This window comes from Pseudoalteromonas sp. SWN29, assembly GCF_015864465.1.
Taxonomy (GTDB): Bacteria; Pseudomonadota; Gammaproteobacteria; order Enterobacterales; family Alteromonadaceae; genus Pseudoalteromonas.
The window spans coordinates 52,911-70,121 of record NZ_JADYXE010000015.1; the positions used below are offsets into that span (position 1 = coordinate 52,911).

14 protein-coding genes are annotated in these 17,211 nt (G+C 38.5%); 7 read left to right on the forward strand and 7 right to left on the reverse strand.

The features are described from left to right. The first annotated feature begins 42 nt into the window (after nt 1–42). The gene (locus I6F53_RS07775; protein WP_197239092.1) at nt 43–1,878 is read left to right on the forward strand and encodes a DUF885 domain-containing protein; all 1,836 of its coding nucleotides are present in this window, start codon (nt 43–45) and stop codon (nt 1,876–1,878) included. Between the two features lie 90 nt (nt 1,879–1,968). Next, nucleotides 1,969–2,637, forward strand: a complete 669-nt coding sequence (locus tag I6F53_RS07780) for a hypothetical protein (protein WP_197177966.1) — start codon at nt 1,969–1,971, stop codon at nt 2,635–2,637. On the opposite strand, the gene I6F53_RS07785 is transcribed toward I6F53_RS07780, so the two are convergent. Together I6F53_RS07785 and I6F53_RS07790 are read right to left on the reverse strand one after the other, a co-directional pair. Further along, the gene (locus I6F53_RS07785) at nt 2,620–3,063 is read right to left on the reverse strand and encodes a hypothetical protein (RefSeq protein WP_166419701.1); all 444 of its coding nucleotides are present in this window, start codon (nt 3,061–3,063) and stop codon (nt 2,620–2,622) included. The genes I6F53_RS07780 and I6F53_RS07785 overlap by 18 nt on opposite strands. A gap of 274 nt (nt 3,064–3,337) precedes the next feature. Further along, nucleotides 3,338–4,054, reverse strand: coding sequence for an SIMPL domain-containing protein (locus I6F53_RS07790; protein WP_166419700.1), 717 nt, complete (start codon nt 4,052–4,054; stop codon nt 3,338–3,340). A gap of 114 nt (nt 4,055–4,168) precedes the next feature. Between I6F53_RS07790 and I6F53_RS07795 the strand changes: the two genes are divergently transcribed. Together I6F53_RS07795 and I6F53_RS07800 are read left to right on the forward strand one after the other, a co-directional pair. Continuing rightward, nucleotides 4,169–6,844, forward strand: coding sequence for a bifunctional acetate--CoA ligase family protein/GNAT family N-acetyltransferase (locus tag I6F53_RS07795; RefSeq protein ID WP_197239093.1), 2,676 nt, complete (start codon nt 4,169–4,171; stop codon nt 6,842–6,844). Continuing rightward, entirely contained in the window at nt 6,837–7,790 is a 954-nt protein-coding gene (locus I6F53_RS07800; protein ID WP_197239094.1) for an ion transporter, read from the forward strand. Before I6F53_RS07795 ends, I6F53_RS07800 begins: the two co-directional genes overlap by 8 nt. Before the next feature lie 13 nt (nt 7,791–7,803). Here I6F53_RS07800 and I6F53_RS07805 read toward each other — a convergent pair whose 3' ends face one another. From I6F53_RS07805 to I6F53_RS07815, 3 genes are read right to left on the reverse strand one after another with little or no spacing between them, the layout of a single operon-like run. Beyond that, on the reverse strand, nt 7,804–12,309 hold the full coding sequence (locus tag I6F53_RS07805; protein WP_197239095.1) for an EAL domain-containing protein: 4,506 nt from the start codon (nt 12,307–12,309) through the stop codon (nt 7,804–7,806). Nucleotides 12,310–12,334: 25 nt separating this feature from the next. Next, on the reverse strand, nt 12,335–12,736 hold the full coding sequence (locus tag I6F53_RS07810) for a GNAT family N-acetyltransferase (protein ID WP_166419696.1): 402 nt from the start codon (nt 12,734–12,736) through the stop codon (nt 12,335–12,337). A 14-nt stretch (nt 12,737–12,750) separates the two neighbouring features. Next, nucleotides 12,751–12,954, reverse strand: coding sequence for a DUF3283 family protein (locus I6F53_RS07815; RefSeq protein ID WP_002962585.1), 204 nt, complete (start codon nt 12,952–12,954; stop codon nt 12,751–12,753). Nucleotides 12,955–13,072: 118 nt separating this feature from the next. On the opposite strand from I6F53_RS07815, the gene I6F53_RS07820 reads away from it, so the two are divergent. Further along, on the forward strand, nt 13,073–13,771 hold the full coding sequence (locus I6F53_RS07820; RefSeq protein WP_166419695.1) for a transporter substrate-binding domain-containing protein: 699 nt from the start codon (nt 13,073–13,075) through the stop codon (nt 13,769–13,771). Here the strand turns inward: I6F53_RS07820 and I6F53_RS07825 are convergent. Then, complete coding sequence (locus tag I6F53_RS07825) at nt 13,768–14,013, reverse strand: DUF1289 domain-containing protein (protein WP_197239096.1); 246 nt, start codon at nt 14,011–14,013, stop codon at nt 13,768–13,770. The genes I6F53_RS07820 and I6F53_RS07825 overlap by 4 nt on opposite strands. A gap of 105 nt (nt 14,014–14,118) precedes the next feature. Then, nucleotides 14,119–15,252 carry a 1-acyl-sn-glycerol-3-phosphate acyltransferase gene (locus tag I6F53_RS07830; protein ID WP_197239097.1) on the reverse strand — a complete coding sequence of 378 codons (1,134 nt, stop codon included), beginning with the start codon at nt 15,250–15,252 and terminating at the stop codon, nt 14,119–14,121. A 411-nt stretch (nt 15,253–15,663) separates the two neighbouring features. Here I6F53_RS07830 and I6F53_RS07835 point away from each other — a divergent pair, with 411 nt between their 5' ends. Both I6F53_RS07835 and I6F53_RS07840 read left to right on the forward strand, forming a co-directional pair. Further along, on the forward strand, nt 15,664–16,608 hold the full coding sequence (locus I6F53_RS07835) for a D-2-hydroxyacid dehydrogenase (protein WP_197239098.1): 945 nt from the start codon (nt 15,664–15,666) through the stop codon (nt 16,606–16,608). A 216-nt stretch (nt 16,609–16,824) separates the two neighbouring features. Next, complete coding sequence (locus I6F53_RS07840) at nt 16,825–17,175, forward strand: DUF3192 domain-containing protein (RefSeq protein WP_197239104.1); 351 nt, start codon at nt 16,825–16,827, stop codon at nt 17,173–17,175. The last annotated feature ends 36 nt before the right edge of the window (nt 17,176–17,211 follow it).

Genomic DNA, 17,211 nt, shown 5'->3' on the forward strand with positions numbered 1-17,211 from the left:
ATAAAATACCCTAATGGGTTTCTAACAACAAAAGGGAAAACAATGCGTAAACTTACTTTTATTGCAGCGGCAGTAAGCGTTGCACTACTTGCTGGTTGCCAGCAAACAACACAACAAGCGACTTCAGCTCCTATTGCACAAGCAGTTCAATCACAACAAAGTGAAATAGACAAAGCGAATGCTTTTTTTGAAGATACATTTAACCGCGACGTAATGAGCAGCCCTGTATATCAAACATACATGGGTATTAAGCAAGATTACGATAAGTGGGACGATGGCAGCGAAGAAAGACAGCTTAAAGATTTAGCGCAAACAAAAGCTGACCTAGTTGCACTAAAAGCAATTAGCCGTGATTTATTAGATGATGCAACAAAAGTAAGCTACGACTTAAAAAAACAAGATCTTGAAAGCTCAATTGCTGATTTTAAATGGCGTTACCATAACTACCCTGTGAACCAAATGTTTGGTACGCATTCTATGATCCCTGCATTTTTAATTAATCAGCACTCAATTAGTAATGTAAAAGAAGCTAAAGACTACATCTCACGTTTAAATGGTGTAACTGGTGTTATTGATCAACTAATTATCGATTTAACTGTACGTGCAGAAAAAGGCATTATTGCCCCTAAATTTGTGTTCCCACATGTTATTGATTCAAGCAAAAATATTATTCACGGTGCACCATTTGATAAAAGTGATGACTCTACATTACTTGCCGACTTTAAACGTAAAGTAACAGCGCTTGAAATTAGCCAAGACGAAAAAGATTCGTTAATCAGCGATGCATCTGATGCATTAAAATCGGCTGTTAAACCGTCTTACTCTAAGCTAATTAATTACCTAGCACAGCTTGAAAAACGTGCAGATGACCGTGATGGCGCATGGAAACTACCTGACGGCGAAGCGTTTTATAACAACGCACTTAAGCGCACTACAACAACCGATTTAACGGCTAAAGAAATTCATGCGATTGGCCTATCTGAAGTGACACGTATTCATGATGAAATGCGTGAAATTAAAGATAAAGTGGGCTTTAAAGGCGATTTAAAAGCGTTTATGCAGTTTATGAAAACTGACAAACAATTTTACTACCCTAATGATGCACAAGGTAAGCAACGCTACCTTGATGAAGCGACAGGCCTTATTGATACAATGAAAATGCGTTTAGATGAGCTATTTATTGTTAAACCAAAAGCTGATTTAAAAGTAAAAGCAGTTGAAGCATTCCGTGAGAAAGCGGCAGGTAAAGCATTTTACCAACAGCCTGCTCCAGACGGCTCACGCCCAGGTGTTTACTACGCTAATCTTTACGATATGGAAGCAATGCCAACGTATCAAATGGAAGCACTGGCTTACCACGAAGGTATTCCGGGCCACCATATGCAAATAGCTATTTCACAAGAACTAGAAGGTATTCCTAAGTTCCGTAAATTTGGTGGCTACACAGCATATATTGAAGGCTGGGGTTTATACTCAGAGTTCATTCCAAAAGAAATGGGCATGTACTCAGACCCTTATTCAGATTTTGGTCGCCTTTCAATGGAATTATGGCGCGCATGTCGCTTAGTGGTTGATACAGGTATTCACGCAATGAAGTGGACTCGCCAAGAAGGTATTGATTACTACGTAAATAACACGCCTAATGCAACATCTGACGGTGTTAAAATGGTTGAGCGTCACATTGTAATGCCTTCACAAGCAACGGCTTATAAAGTGGGTATGCTTAAGATTCTAGAGCTTCGTGAAGATGCTAAAAAGCAGCTTGGTGATAAGTTTGATATTCGCCAGTTCCACGACGTAGTACTTAAAAATGGTCCAGTACCACTTAACGTGCTAGAAAACTTTGTTAATGAATGGGTAGCAAGCAAAAAGGCTTAAAACCAATTTAAACAATTGCTTTAAATATGAAAAGGTCGCATCTGCGACCTTTTTTGTTTTATAGTAGCAAAAAAGATTTTGGAAATAATAATGGATTTAAGCATACAACTACTTAATGCGCGTATTTCAAAGCAGCAATTAAATGAGCTCAATAACGACTTTAAGCAGTTAAGTCCTGCCCAGCAAACTTTGCAACTTAACCATTTATTTCAAAGCGCTGAGCGGTTAAGCATTAAGTACGATTTTATGCAAAATGTTGCCAAGCGTATTTTAACCACTAACACACCACCGTCTCCTTTTATTAACCAACTCACCAGTATTGATGCGTTAAGCTTTTTTACCCCTGCGCTCAAACTTAATAAAGGCTTTTTAGCACAAGATACCCAAGGAAATAACGTACTGCACAATGTGTTTAAACATGCTGATGCTACAAAGCTGCCATTTAACTATGTGCGCTCTTTAATGTTGTTTGAATCAAATGATGACTTAGTTAAAGCGCTTGCGCAGCCAAATCAACAAGGGTTAACACCGGTTGCCAGCTATATTGCTTACGCTGATAAACCTAACACACCAGTTAAGCATGAATTCTCAGCGTTATTAGCTCTTATGGAAATAGAACAAAAACAAAATCCGAATGCAAAACAGCAGCTTATTAACGTATTAAAAGGACAAAAACTTAACGAAACCACGATTTTACTAAGCGCTGCTTACTTGCAACGATCAACGGCGCAAGTTGTGCACCTAATCAAGGCGCTTTAACTCACCCACTACTTCTATACGCACACTATCTATAGCGTGTGTAATGGATTGCGCAGCACTTTCGTGCTCAACCATATTTGGCCAATTTGTTTGCCAGACCTTTTGTAAGTCTTTTGTTTTTAAATGTACTTTATCAACGGCTAAGTAGCTTAAGTCGTGAATTAAGTTAACTTTAACCCAGCCTTTTCTAGGGCTACCATCTATTTTGTTATTATCGTAATGCGCTGCAAATACTATAAGCTCAAGCTCGGCTAGTTCTTGTAATATTTGAAAGCTAGCAATACGTGTATTGTTGTTCTCTTCACTTGCTTCCATTCGCCATGCATTATAACTGAAGCCTATAAACGCAAATACCACGCTCGCTATAGCAGTAAAAAAGTACGAACGGGGAGCCAGTACAAACTGACCATATTTAGACTCTGACATATTATTTCCTAGGGCCTGTTTATCTTTCGAGGTTAAATTTGCAGCAGTATGTTTGGTATTTAGGCAAGGCAGAGCCTATGCAGTGTGGTTATTCCCCATAAATAGGCGATAACGTGGAATAAATGCCAAACATGCGCTGCCCGAAGGGTTCTGCCTAGGGGCAATTTACTCTTTGTTGCTCGGTTTTTACTTAGCCCGCTAGGTTACAAACCTCACGCCGCGATTAAATTGCCCCTAGATTGAACAAATTTTAATCCTGAAAGGTCAACAGGCCCTAGTCATTTAAATAATATTCAACGCTGGTCACCACTCTTATGTTTTTTATTTGTGGTGTGTTTGAATCTCGATTACTAATACTAAATTGCCCTTGGCGAGCGGTTTTTATTTTGCCTAATTTTGAATTAGAATCTTTGGCAAATTTATTAGCGACCTCTCGCGCTTTTTCAGTTGCTTCTTGCACCATCGCAGGCTTTACATCATTGAGGCCTGTAAAAATGTATTCAACTTTTGTTTCGTAGCTGTCCTGCACTATCGCGATATCTTGTTTAGCAAGCTGGCTTACTTTACTCAGCGCGTTTTGTACTTTATCTGGCGCATCTGAATAAACTATAATATTTGAGCGCACTATGTATCTAAATTGCTGATTTTCATTACTGTATTCGCGTGCTTGCTTATCAATAACGGACTGGCTACCTATTGTTATTTCATCGTCGTCAAAACCATGCAGTTTTAAAAAAGCAGTAACAGCATCATTTTTTTTCTCAACTCTGCTGACTAATTTTTCAAGGTTATTATCGGCATCACTAAATTGCAGAGGCCAAATTACCGTATCGGCAATGACTTCTCGCTCGGCCAATCCCTTAACTTGCACAGTACGTTCCATCTCTTTCACGCTAAGAGCTGTGCTCTTTAAAATAAACCCTAAGCTAATTAAGCCTATACTTAAACAAATAGCCGCGATAACAATGTAAAAACCGGATGTTTTATTCACGATAATCTCCTTGATTGATATCAATAATAAGCATCTAGACGCTCGAAATAACACAGTAAACAGGGTACATTGAGACTATAAATAACGCAAAATTTAATCAGCCTAGGAAAAACCATGAGCCTTAAGCGCATTACCCAGTTTTTTAATCCAAGCTCAGTGGCCGTTATTGGTGCCTCGAATATATCAACGCGTGCTGGTTTTGTGGTTATGCGCAACTTACTTCAGGGTGGCTTTAAAGGCCCAATAATGCCTGTTACTCCAAGCCACACAGCCGTTCACGGGGTACTTGCTTACCCCTCTATTGCTGATTTGCCAAAAGTACCCGATCTTGCTGTTATTTGTACTAACAAAAACACCTTAATTGATATTATTGAGCAGCTTGGAGAACTTGGCTGTAAAACAGCTATTGTTATTGCCGATGGACTTTCTGGGGAGCAAAAAAGTGCGCTTAAAGCCTGCGCTCAAGCCAAGCAGGTTACTTTACTTGGGCCGAATTGTTTGGGCTTACTAATTCCTCATATTGGTTTAAATGCGAGCTTTTCACATACCGTGGCAAGCCCAGGTAAAATTGCATTTGTATCGCAATCAGCAGCAGTATGTTCAACCATTCTAGATTGGGCTAAAAACAAAGAAATTGGCTTTTCATATTTTGTATCAGTGGGTGATTGCCTTGATATAAACTTTAATGAACTACTCGACTTTTTAGGTCGCGATGCTAAAACCAAAGCTATTTTACTCTACATTGATAACATTGAAGATATTCGTGGATTTATATCAGCAGCTAGAGCTGCGGCTTTTAGTAAACCTGTGATTGCGATTAAAACAGGTAAAACAAGTGCCGGCGCACTCGCGGCCGAAATTCACACCGGCGGAAAGCAAAGCTCTGATGCTGTTTACGATGCGTTATTTCAACGAGCGGGTATGCTGCGCGTAAATGACTTACGTGAACTGTTTGCAGCGACACAAACACTCGCCATGCACCCCAAATTATTAAAAGTAGAGCAACTGACTATTTTAACTAATGGTGGCGGCCCGGGTGTTATGGCCGTTGATGAGCTAATTCAAAGCTCCGGTAAATTAGCAGAACTAAGCATTGAAACTCGAAATGCGCTAAATAAAGTAATTCCGCAATCAGAAACCACCTCAAACCCTGTGGATATTTTTGGCGACTCAGCACCTGGGCGTTACAAGCAAGCATTAGAGATTTTACTTCATGCGAAAGAAGTTAAAAACTTACTGATTATCCACACACCGTCTGCACTTGCACCCAGCGAAGACTACGCCAACATTATTGTAGAAACTTTGCAAAAATTACCCAAAATGGCACGCCCTTACGTTATAACTAACTTTATGGGTGAAGATGCATCTTACGCCGCCAGAAAAGTGTGTTCTAACAACGCAATACCTACTTATAGAACACCCGAGGGAGCCGTTGGCGCATTTATGCACTTGGTGACGTATCGCCGTAACCAAAAGCATTTAACGCAAACGCCTGAATCGAACACTGATGACGCAAAAATAAATAAAGTGGCTGCTAAAACACTTATTAATGAATTTATAGATGACGGGCAAAGCTACTTACCGACTCATCAGGCAAGCCAAGTATTAAGCCATTATGGTATTAAATGCATTCAAACTGAGGTCGCTTACACCCCAACAGAAGCCAAAGAGCAAGCCATAGAGCTTGGTTTTCCAGTAGCGTTAAAGCTCATTAGCCCAAGTATTGCCTCAAAATCTGAAGTAGGTGGTGTAGTACTTAACCTAAATGATGCTAACGAGGTTGAGCAAACCGCTTTTGCAATGCTTATACGTATTAAAAACACTTACCCAGATGCTGTTATTGAAGGGTTCTCATTACAAAAAATGGCGCCACGAGCAGGCGCAAATGAGCTGCGAATTGCGATTAAAACAGAGCCTAATTTTGGTCCTGTTATATTATTAGGTGAAGCAGGCACCGGCCTTGAATATGCGCAAGCCGCCGTTGCTCTACCTCCACTGAATATGAACTTAGCAAAGTATTTAATTGCAGCAGCGCACGATAAAGGCGTATTAAAAGAGCGCATATTACCCGAAAAGGTTGATAAGTATCGCTTGTGTGCACTGCTAACGCGTATTTCTCAGCTAGTGATTGATCAGCCTGATATAAGCTCTATGGAACTAAACCCTATCCTTGCCAGCAACGGACAGTTTTTAGTACTCGATGCCACGATGACACTTAACCGCTATCAAACTCAGAGCAATCGTAAGCGTTTATCTATTCGTCCCTACCCTATTGAACTTGTTGAAGTAGTAACACTTAAAAACAACACCAAAGCTACACTCAGACCGATAAAGCCAGAAGATGAGCAAGCTCATAAAGCATTTGATGAATCGCTTAATAAAGAAGACAGGTACAAACGCTTTTTTGGCGAGCTGCCACAGTTTAACCACGACCAACTCGCTAAAATGACGCAAATTGATTATGACCGCGAAATGGCGTTTATTGTTTGCCAACGCTTTGAAGGTAAAACCCGAACACTGGGTGTGTCTCGCGTTATTATGGACCCCGATAACTTACATGCTGAATTTGCCATTGTAGTGCGTTCAGACTGCCAAGGCTTAGGGCTTGGTCGCATACTAATGAGCGCAGCAATTAGCCACTGCAAACGCCAAGGTGTGGAGTCGGTTGAAGGTATAACACTGCCAGAGAACACCGGCATGATTGAGCTTGCCCGAAAGTTGGGTTTTAAAATTAGTCGCGACTTTGAAGAAGGCAGTATTAATATGGTGCTTAAACTTAATAATGAATAATCCGCAAACTTTAAGAAAAAAAATGGCTTGCCTATTTGAAGGCACAGGAGAGTATCACCGTGCTGGGCATATTTTGGATATTATGCTTATTAGCTTAATTATGGCTAACGTTATAGCCATTGTTATTGAGTCTATTCCCAGTGTAGCGCTTGAATATTATGACGAATTTTTAGTTTTAGAAATTGTCTCTGTCGCTATTTTTGCTGTTGAATACCTAGCAAGACTTTGGGCCTGCGTGGATAAAATACAGTATGCTGCTATTGAAGGCTCTAACGCTAAACGTAGATTACATTACTTCTTATCTCCAATGGCGTTAATCGACTTAATCGCGATTCTACCTAGCTTAATGATGTTTTTGTTCCCGCTCGATTTACGTTTTTTACGCGTACTGCGATTATTAAGAGTATTTAAGCTCTCTCGTTATTCACGCGCTATGCAACTACTTTTAAAAGCCTTTAACGATGAAGGTAGTTCATTAATGGCTGCTTTTTTTATTATGGCCGTCGTGCTTATTTTAGCTTCATGCGGAATTTACTTAATTGAGCACGACATACAACCCGATAAATTTGGCTCTATTCCTGCGGCTATGTGGTGGGCAATGGCAACATTAACAACCGTTGGTTATGGCGATGTAGTACCTATAACGCCATTGGGTAAGTTTTTCGGTGGTGTGATTACATTGCTCAGCATGGGAATGGTTGCGATACCTACGGGTTTGCTAGCGTCTAGTTTTTCAGAACAAATACGTAAACGCCGTCAGTTTTTTGAAGATGCTGTGCATGAACAAATTCAAGATGGCACACTTAACCAAGCCCAACACGAACACTTAGAAGATCTACGCTACAAATTAGGGCTAAGTAAACTTGAGGCCAATAAAGCGATTAAGACCCAACTCAATCAGCACAGTAGTCATATTTACTGTCGCAATTGTGGTAAACGCCCTTAATTTTCTATTCCTATTATTGATTGAAAATATCGCTCCAATCGCGATTAATAAGTGCTAGCACTTCGTTATTTGGTACCGGTTTACTAAATAAATACCCTTGGAAATGCTTGCATCCTCGAGCCTTTAAAAAGGTAAGTTGATGCGAGCTTTCTACGCCCTCCGCAACGCACTCTTTTCCTAAGCTGTGGGCCAATGCAAGGGTTGACTGAATAATGGCTTCGTCGTCAGAATCAATCCCAATATCTTCTACAAAGCTCCTATCAATTTTTAATACATCAATCGGAAAACGCTTTAAATAAGTAAGTGATGCGTACCCCGTACCAAAGTCATCCATGTAGAGCCTGCAACCTAGCTTTTTAAGTTGCTCCATGCTTTGCAGAGCTTGGTGAGAGTCGCGCATAAGTACAGACTCTGTTATTTCAAAAACAATGGCTTCTGATGATACCTGCGCATGATTTAGCGCATTTCTAATTTCAGGTACTAAATCTTCAAACTCAAAATCGAGGGCCGATAAATTAATAGAAAGATACAAATGAGGTGAGGCTTTACGCCACTCTTTTAGCTCTAATAAAGCGCGCGCAAAAGTCTGCAGCATAATTTTTGTAATTAAGCCGATACCTTCTGCTGCCACCGAAAACTCTTGAGTTTGTACTAGTTTATTTTCAGGCCAACGTAGCAGAACTTCAAAGCCTTCTGTTTTTTGACTTTTAGCATTGATAATAGGCTGATAGTAATTGCAAAATTCTTCTTCTTGATACGCTCTCGTCAGCTGAGATTCAAGATGTAGTGCTCTTTGAACATGCTGATTCATCTCTTGCTTATAAAACTGGTAGCGCCCTTCTAAAGAATCTTTTGCATGATATAACGCGATGCTAGCAGCTTTTAAAAGTGCAGGCCCTTGCTGCGCGTCATCTGGCGATATAGCCACGCCAATACTTAAATTAACATTAACAACTTGGCCATTAATCGCAATATTTTGATTCACGCAATCCATTAACTTAGTGCATATAATAAGTACTTGCTCTATTTGATGAATATCTTCCACCAGTACAACAAACTCATCGCCACCAAATCTCGCTACACTATCCGATGGACGCAGTGAACATCTTAAACGCTCTGCCACTTCTTTAATTAACTCATCGGCCGCTTCATGCCCTAAAGAATCATTAAAGTATTTAAAACGCTTTATGTTTATATGTAATAAGGCCGCTTTGCATTCATGCAATTTTGCTTGCTCAAGGGCGTGCTCTACGCGATCGTTAAATAGCGTACGATTTGGCAGGCCAGTTAGGGCATCGTAGTTAGCTAATAAGTGCAGTTCGTTTTCAGCTGATTTTTGAGCGTTTATATCGGTTAAAATAATAACATAGCTATTAAGGCGCTGTTCGTTATCGGCAACGGCACTTATTTTCACAAGTACATGGCGTGACTCACCATTTGCTAAAACTACACTGTCTTCACACGAAAAGTGCTCCCCAACAGACAGTTTTTGCATTATGCGTAAGTAATCAAAACGATTACTGCGCGATATACCTAAATTTAGTGCTCGACTAGATAACGACTCAGCAGAAAAATTAAAAGCCGTTTGTAGTGATTTATTAGAAGCCCGAATATTTAAATTTTTATCGAGTATAAACACCCAATCACGGGTTTGCTCAAATGCCGCTGTAAATAGTAAAGCGTGTTCTTCAAACACCATCTCACGGGTCATATTTGTGTAGGTACCCGCTACTTTTTGCGGTGTTTTATCGTCCCACTCAACTACTTTTCCAAAGTCCTTATACCAGCGCCAATAACCTTTCGCATGGCGAAGACGGTAAGTACAGTTAAAGTAACCTTTTTCGGTAGATAAAAACTCAAGCCACTCTAAGCGAAATAGCTGTTTGTCTTGCGGGTGAATTTTAGATAAGTACTCGTCAAGGCTTACTGTTTCATTTTCATAGCCTAGCTCACTTACTAAACGAGGTTGATAAATACTTGGGTTACTTGATTCCCAATCCCAAACTCCGGATTCACTGCCCTCTAGCGCCAGTTTTAAACGCGCTTCACTTTCTTTACTTTCTTTATTTGCTGCCAATAAAATACGTTGAATTTTATTGCGGCGCATAACCCACATGGCAATAAAACCAATAAATAGCATACCGTAAAGCACCATAAAATAAGGTGCGCGCCAAAGCGGATATTTTACTTTTATTTTTAAAATAGCAGGTGAGGTATATTCGCCAGTTAGCGGATCTTTAGCCCATACTTTTAATTGATAATTACCTGGATTCAATTTAGGGAACAATACACGGTTATTATTTCGGGTATAACTTTTTTGCCCGTTATCGAGTTGATACTCATAAATAATGCGTTCTTGATTGCTAAATGCCATGGCCGAAAATGCCACCTCAAGTCCTATATCATCATGATTTAGCACCACTTCATTAAGCGGCTGTTTTAAATCAAGCGATAAATCTCGCGACATTAAATCAACCCGCGTAATATTTACGTGATCAATAAGCGATTGATAATTTTGGTTCTCCATTGGATGAAAATAGGTAAAGCCTTTTAAGCTACCGTACGCAATACGACCATCTTTAAGCTGTGCCATTGCGTTACTATTAAACTCAGCTGAAAGTAACCCTTCAGATGTAGAAAACTGCTGAAAATGAAGTGTTTCTGGGTTTAATCGCCAAATACCTTTATGGCTACTCATCCAAATCATGCCATCGTCATCTAGCACCATATCGTAAAGTAATGTACCTAGCTTATTTTTTTCTAAATCGATTGTATGAACTAATTGGTAGGTAGTCGCGTCAAGGCCTATCAAGCCAAAATTAGAAAGTGATATCCACAATATATTGTTGTTATCAATTAAATAAGAAAGCACGCTAATGGCTACGTTTTCATGCTGTTTTGGCACTTTGTAAATCATTTTTAGTGCTAAATCACTTGGGTTTACTTGATATAAAATACCCGCATTAAAAAACAGTGGCGAGTCTGGTTTATTACTCAGCGCGGGTAAAAAGCCGTGAGCTAAAAAGGGTTCAAATTGATCAAACTGGCCACCCAAACGCGTTATTACTTGAGAATCTATATTGTATATAAATACCCCATGATCTGAGTGCACAAAGTATAGATCGCCACTTGGCATTAATGTAACGCCATGTACCCTACCCGTAATCAACTCTTGATTAGCAGGGTCATGCACTTTAGGTTCGCTAACTTGGTGAGTTACAGGGTCAAAAATAAACAAACCACGGTTTGTATAAAGCCATAAATTATCTTTATAAGGTGTTATTTCGTATACGGTAAACTCAGTGGTGAGTAAGTCGACTTTGTAGTCTTTTAAATAAACTTTGCCAATATTTGTTTTTAAATCAACTTCAGTAATACCATTGTGCGTTGCAAGCCAAAGCTTGTCTTTATACTCGGTAATACCCCAAATAGAATGATGCGATAAACCATCGCCTCCGAGCAAAGTTCCATCGACATTATTGAAATGATAGCTGTCGTGAGATAAGTAAAATGCACCATCAGTTTTAGTCGCAACCCACGTACCACCCGATTTATCTTTAGCCATATCAATAATACTGGTATCAGCAAGTGTGTACTTACTTTGGGCTATTCGAGTATTTTTGATCATTTCTCCGGTGCTTAAATCAAATTTAAACAAGCCTTTATCGGTGGCTAAATCTATTTTTCCGTGTTCGTTTACTATGCTCCACACATTTAAATCATTGAGTAATATTTTACTTTTAAAAGGTAAATCTGGGCGTTCAAACATTTTTGATAAGTTACTAATATCAACTTCGTATAAACCTTGTACAGCCCCAACTAATAACTTTTTATTTTCACCGAGTGCGAACGACTTAACATTATTTTGGTAAATATGCTCAGCCTCACCTTTTAAGTGTTGCAGTGGCCTAACTTGCTCTGTGGCAATATCAAATACGTATGCGCCATGGCTTGTACCTATAAATATATAACCATTGTAGGCAAATAACTTTCTTACCAGGGTATTTTTATATTTAGCGGGCAGCTCAAAAATAGTTGTGATTTTTCCGGTTGCTATATCAAGCTTTGCAAAGTCGCGCCCGCGTCCAATCCACAGTGTTTTTTTATCAACGGCCACCATACTAAAAACAGACTGATTGATAATTTCTTCTTCACTGGTGGGTTTTTCTAAAAACTGCTGATATGAATCTGTTACGGGGTCGTACCTAAATAGTCCTGCAAGTAAAGAGGCTATCCAAATGTGTCCTTGAGGGTCTTGGTAAATACGATCAATGATCGCTTCTTCTAATTCACCATTAGGACCGTTTATTGGAATAACTTGATAGCCATCATAACGATTAAGCCCTGCCTCAGTAGAAAGCCAAAGGTAACCATTAGTGTCGATAAGCATAGTATTGACGTAGCTTTGCGATAAGCCTTCGCTTGGGGATAAACGTTTTACTTGTGCGCCTACTTGGCAACTTAGAATAGTTATTAAAACTACAAAGCAACTAATGATCCCATTAACGCATTTACTCATGCTTATTCCATATTATTAATTATTATTATGGGTACTCTAGAGCGACTATATTTCGATGTTTATAAGTATCAAAAAGTACTTGTAAAGCAAGAGTATATGTTAACATTTGGTTAAAACCAATAGCACAATATAAATCAACTACGTTTTTATATGCGAAGGTATTAATCACCTTATTTTGCGACTTTAAGAGTGTAGATAGCAATTGTGTAGCAACACCGTTACCGCGATGATCAAGAGCCACAAAAACAGTAGATAAAAATAAAAATTCTGTTTTATCTTGTAGCCTACACGCCGCAACTATTTCATTATTATAGTAAGTAACCCATACCTTATCTTGTTTATTAGCCCGCCCTCTTACATTATGTTTTTTATAAAATTTATTAACGAGTGGAATTTTTAGCCCATCCAGCAATTCAACTATATACATTTTTATATCAACACTTAGCTAAGCATTAGCGCTAAATATTGCTCAAACTTTTGCTTCAAAACCATTTGCTCAGCCATTGGACGGCTATGGATTGTGTTATAAACTTGCTCTCTCGTTTTTTTATTACGCTTAATCTGATACGCCCAAAAAGACGCTTCATAATCTAACTGAATTTGGTATTTTTCTTCGCGTGGTAATAGGCATAAATTAAAACTCACAATACTTCCTCATTTGCTTTTAAAGTTAATTGATTAACCCCGAAACTGGGCAAGAGGTAATCTCCTTGTTATTATACGCGTCTTATTTTATTTATTTCTGTAGTAATTGGAACCGATAATGAACAGACGTTTTAGTATCTTGTTATTATTGGTAAATTTATTTTTTATTGCACCTTGTTTTAGCCATCAATACAACCTCACTTTTAACCGCCCGCAAAGTACACCCCAAGCTGATTATGCCTTAGAGCTTTTAAAATTAGCATACGCAGATATAGGTTTTAAAATACATATTATCGACTTTAGCCGTCAAAATGCTTTGCTTGCGGCAAATAATGGCGTACTTGATGGACAATTGGGAAGAGATATAAGTGTTGAAGAAAACTATGAGAACTTAATTAGGGTCGATTATGAGCTCTTTAAGTTTGACTTAGTATTATATAAAAATTGTTTACCTCGCAGTTTAGAACAACTCGATAGTGTCGCAATTGTTGATGGCTACCCTGTCCAAGAGCATTATTTAGCAAGTACACAATTTGCAGGAAATATTATTAAAGTTAAAAGTATGAATGCCCAGCTTAATTTACTAGCTCAGCAAAAAGTACAAGGGGCTTTAATGATTAACTTTATAATGCAAAATAACGATCTCCCTACACCCCAAGGTTGCTTTGAAAAAGAAGTGTTGAGTACGTATCCGCTTTATCATTATTTAAATAAACGTAATAAAAACCTAGTAGAAAAACTTAAAATGTCATTAATTAACCTAACTGACAACGGTACCGTATACGCACTAAGAGCCAAGTATGGGTTGAGCTTTTAAAAGTCGAATCCTTGCTGCTCTGCCTGTGTGCTTGGCACTGCATTTTGCTGGTTTTTTTGAAGATAACGTTTGTAGCGCTGCTGGCACAAACTAAGCACCTTCTTTTTTTGGTCGTTGGTTAAGGTATTCCACGAAAAGCGTTCATCCCGACTACGATAACACCCTTTGCAATACCCTCTGTTATTAACTAAGCAAATACTCTTGCAAGGACTTGGAATATCAAATATTTCAATTTGTTGCATGCATAAGTACCGCCCAATTGAAGAGGAGGTATTAGTATAGCGTTATTTTTGAGCAAAAAAAAAGCAGCAATTTAATTGCTGCTTAATTTCATTGAGCTGTGAGTATTAATGTTCACAGCTATTAGTATTTATCTCTGTTTTACGGTGAAACGGCTTAGCGTACATAGCCAGTACTAACGGTTTCAACTCTTCTGGTACCAGTGCTAAACGCTGCTCAAACTTAGCCGTATCTGGAGAATCAATAACTGCCTTTTTACAGCCACCAGCAATATAATTACCTGGGTGCAAATAAAACGAATCAACGATTTGCTGATCAATCGTTTTAGCTAGTTCTTCAGCGCTATCACATTTAGATTCAATTGGTTGCCCAAACGCTAAATGCACATGCCCTTTAGCAGTACTAAAACCTTCAACAATACTCGCAATGTCTTCACCAGCCGACTTAATATATTCACCGTGATGCTGTTTATGGTAAAGCTCTTTAGCTTTAGCAATTGCACACGGCTCATATTGATAAGAAATAGAAACAGGCACTATTTTCAACTCTTTAATATAATCGCCAAACTCTTTCTTTTGTTTACGTCCGTTCAACTGCAGCATTTTTAAAAGCGCAGGATCAGTTTGATCAAAACCGTCTTTTGCACGCCCTTCTTTTTGTGCAATCCAAATAGAATTTCCACCGATTACAGAATCGTAAATGTATGACGATAACTGAGTCAGTGCTTTTAACATCTCTTTTGGCGCTTTAGCAGAGCGCTTAACGATAAAGCTTTTATTTAGACGCATAAGCTCAGTAATGTAAGGTATTTGCAATAAATTATCGCCAATAGCAATGCGCACTGTTTTCATTTTATGCTGATATAAACCCCAGTTAACTAATGCAGGATCAAGTACTATATCTCTGTGATTTGAAATAAATAAATAGGCCTGATCAGCGTCTAACTGATCTAATCCAGAAAAGGTTACTTTTGACGTGGTGCGTTTTACTAATTTATCTAAGTATTGCGCCACTTCGTTTTGTACGTCTTCAACGGTGCTTACTTTGCCCCACTTTTTACGTAACTGACTTCTTACTAATGGGCGCGCAATAAAAGGCACTGCCGATAAGAAGCGCGGTAAATTATACTTTGCTATTACATCAATAAACGCATTGTCGTTAATTAAACGAGTAAGCGACGCCGCAACTTCGTCGTCGTTGTATGGGCGTATATCTGCGTATTTATCTTCTAATTCACTCATTACTACATCTATAATGTTAAAAAACGGCACGCCAAAGCACACCGTTTATGTCTATATCCGATTATAACTCAGCCAATCTAAAATGCGAAATGACCAAAAAACGATTTTTATTTTTAGCAACTCGCTATAAATCTATTTAAAGCCGAGTTTAATTACCTTCTATGACCATGAGCTTGCTTAAAAGTGCAAAAAACTGATCAGTTGATCAAAATACCATGTTCCCAATCATGTAGTGGGCAGACCACTAATACTAAACTCTCTAATTACATGTCCTCTAATCATTTGGTAGTAATACCATTAACAAAGGCTTTCTTTCGTAGTACCTTAAGCCCATATTTTAGATTTTTTCTGGATCGTAGGCCTCTTTTTACGATTTTAACTCTTTTAGATCCACTTATTTTAGGGCTCATAATGAACATTACTATTCTCGATAACGCTACGTTAGCTAAAACGTCTCTTACTTGTATTGAACAACTTGGTAAATTAACGACTTATGAACTTACTAGCCCAGAGCAAGTTATTGAACACTGCCAAGGCGCTGATGTATTAATCACTAATAAAGCAGTTTTAAATCGCGACACAATTAGCCAACTAACACAGCTTAAATTAATTTGTGTAAGTGCAACCGGTACCAATAATGTTGATTTAGAAGCCGCTAAAGAATTTGGTATTGCAGTCACTAATGTAGCGGGCTATTCAACGCCTTCTGTTGTTCAGCATACGTTTTCTTTAATTACTAACTTACTGGGTAATACACATCGCTATCAGGCAGATTGCCAGCAAGGCGCGTGGCAAAAAAGCGAAATGTTTTGCATACTCGATTACAGCTTTAATGATTTACAAGGTAAAACATTTGCCATTATAGGTGGCGGTACATTAGGCAAAGGCGTTGCTAAAGTGGCTGAAGCATTTGGCGCTAATGTTATTGTTGCAGAGCGTAAAGGAGTTGCTTGTCGCGATGGTCGTACGCCTTTTGAAGGCGTTATTAAAACAGCCGATATAATCAGTGTACACTGCCCGCTAACAGATGAAACACGCGATTTAATTGCGCTTAATGAACTTAAAATGATGAAGCCAAACGCTATAATTATTAACACTGCACGTGGCGGCATTATTAACGAAGCCGACTTAGCAACAGCGCTTGAGCAAAACTTAATTGCAGGAGCTGGTGTTGACGTACTAACTAAAGAACCTGCAGAGCTTTCCAACCCGCTAGCTAATTACAAAGGCAATAACTTATTACTTACTCCGCATATAGCATGGGCAAGTACAGAATCTATTGTGCGTTTAATTAATGAAGTAAGTTTAAACATTGCGTCATTTACTAAAGCCGAATCACGTAACCGTTTGGTGTAGTGATTTTATTGCAGTAATCAAATAAGCTAAAAAATGGCTGTTTTTACTAATATATTTAATATTTTATTAGATAAAAACAGCTTGTTCCACTTAACAAACTGATTCATAACAACTTATGAATATGGTCTACTCTTTGCTTTAATACAGCTAATAACCAATTAAAAATCTTATTAAGGTAAATAAAAATGAAAAAAATCACTTTTAGCAGCCGCTTTAATCGCTCCATTTTTAACAGGCTGTGTTATTGCCGTATCAGATGGTGAAGCTGAGACGCATTGGGCAGGGAAAAACTCATCTAGCTGGCAAGCACAACATAAAAATAATCGTGAAGCTATATCAGAGCTAAAAATGGATAGCAGCTATCAATCTGTTTTAACGCAATTAAAAACGCCTAACTTCACAGAGCTATTAAAAAAAGATGACGATGTATATCAAGTACTTTTTTATGTAACTCATAGCAAGCATTCAGATTCTAAAACCACGAAAGATGAATGTACGCCACTTGTATTCAAAAATGATAAGTTAGTGGGCATTGGTGACACCGCTTTAGGTATGATCACGCAGTAACCAATAAAAAATGTTTGATACAAAAACGCCAATATA

Coding starts and splice junctions, on each gene's coding strand:
- I6F53_RS07830 (WP_197239097.1), bottom strand. CDS start 15,252: ATGAGTGAATTAGAAGATAAATACGCAGATATACGCCCATACAACGAC.
- I6F53_RS07775 (WP_197239092.1), top strand. CDS start 43: ATGCGTAAACTTACTTTTATTGCAGCGGCAGTAAGCGTTGCACTACTT.
- I6F53_RS07800 (WP_197239094.1), top strand. CDS start 6,837: ATGAATAATCCGCAAACTTTAAGAAAAAAAATGGCTTGCCTATTTGAA.
- I6F53_RS07825 (WP_197239096.1), bottom strand. CDS start 14,013: ATGCAACAAATTGAAATATTTGATATTCCAAGTCCTTGCAAGAGTATT.
- I6F53_RS07805 (WP_197239095.1), bottom strand. CDS start 12,309: ATGAGTAAATGCGTTAATGGGATCATTAGTTGCTTTGTAGTTTTAATA.
- I6F53_RS07795 (WP_197239093.1), top strand. CDS start 4,169: ATGAGCCTTAAGCGCATTACCCAGTTTTTTAATCCAAGCTCAGTGGCC.
- I6F53_RS07810 (WP_166419696.1), bottom strand. CDS start 12,736: ATGTATATAGTTGAATTGCTGGATGGGCTAAAAATTCCACTCGTTAAT.
- I6F53_RS07780 (WP_197177966.1), top strand. CDS start 1,969: ATGGATTTAAGCATACAACTACTTAATGCGCGTATTTCAAAGCAGCAA.
- I6F53_RS07820 (WP_166419695.1), top strand. CDS start 13,073: ATGAACAGACGTTTTAGTATCTTGTTATTATTGGTAAATTTATTTTTT.
- I6F53_RS07835 (WP_197239098.1), top strand. CDS start 15,664: ATGAACATTACTATTCTCGATAACGCTACGTTAGCTAAAACGTCTCTT.
- I6F53_RS07785 (WP_166419701.1), bottom strand. CDS start 3,063: ATGTCAGAGTCTAAATATGGTCAGTTTGTACTGGCTCCCCGTTCGTAC.